The sequence below is a fragment of the Sphingobacterium sp. UBA7253 genome (assembly GCF_002472745.1).
In the GTDB taxonomy this organism is placed as follows: domain Bacteria; phylum Bacteroidota; class Bacteroidia; order Sphingobacteriales; family Sphingobacteriaceae; genus Sphingobacterium; species Sphingobacterium siyangense.
The window spans coordinates 696-1914 of record NZ_DKSP01000180.1 but is presented as its reverse complement, the minus strand read 5'-3'; the positions used below and the strand labels follow the sequence as shown (position 1 = coordinate 1914).

General features: G+C 41.1%; 1 pseudogene. It reads left to right on the top strand.

Going from position 1 to position 1219, the window contains the following annotated elements:
• A pseudogene (locus B2X72_RS18050) lies at positions 1 to 1219 on the top strand (DNA-directed RNA polymerase subunit beta'); the annotation flags it as partial.

Sequence of the window (1219 nt, the reverse complement as noted above, 5' to 3'; positions counted from 1 at the left end):
TGGTGAGCCAGGTACACAGTTGACACTTCGTACATTCCACGTGGGTGGTACGGCATCGAACATTGCTGCTGATTCAAGTATCATTTCTAAATACGATGGTAAAATCGAATTTGAAAACGTACGTACTGTTTCGCAAACAAACGATAATGGCACACATCAGGTAGTCTTAGGACGTTCTGGTGAGGTTAAGATCATTGATGCACATAATAAAATCGTATTCCAACAAAATATCCCTTATGGTTCACAGTTGTTCGTTGAGGATGGCGGTACAGTAGCTAAAGGCGATAAATTGGTCGAATGGGATCCATATAATGCAGTAATTATTTCTGAATTTGCTGGTAAAGTTGAATTTGACGCAATTATCGAAGGTGTTACCTTCCGTGAAGAGTCAGATGAGCAAACTGGTCACAAAGAGAAGGTAATTATTGAAACACGTGATAAAACGAAAAACCCATCCATCAAGATTCTTGATAAATCGGGAGAGGTTATTCGTACCTACAATATCCCGGTAGGCGCCCACGTTGCAGTTGCTAATGGTGTAACAGTGAAAGAAGGTGGTATCCTCGTTAAAATCCCTCGTTCTACAGGTAAAACGCGAGATATCACAGGTGGTCTACCACGTGTAACGGAGTTATTCGAAGCACGTAACCCTTCTAACCCTGCTGTAGTAACAGAAATCGACGGTGTGGTAACATTGGGTGGTGTGAAACGTGGTAACCGTGAGATGTCTATCGAGTCTCGTGATGGTCAAATCAAGAAATACTTGGTACCTCTTTCTAAACATATCCTTGTTCAGGATAATGACTTTGTGAAAGCTGGTATGCCATTATCAGATGGTTCGATCTCTCCTGCGGATATCTTGTCGATCAAAGGTCCATCAGCAGTGCAACATTACATTGTGAATGGTATCCAAGAGGTATACCGTCTGCAAGGTGTGAAGATCAACGATAAACACTTCGAGACGATCGTTCACCAAATGATGCAAAAAGTTAACATCGAAGATCCAGGAGATACTCGTTTCTTAGAAAAAGAAGCCGTTAACAAATGGGATTTCATGGAAGAAAATGATTCTTTGTTTGACAAGAAAGTTGTTGTTGATGCAGGGGACTCTAATAATTTACGTCCGGGACAAATTGTTTCTTTACGTAAGTTGAGAGAAGAGAACTCTAGTCTGAAACGTCGTGACTTAAAACTTGTTGAAGTTCGTGAAGCAATTCCG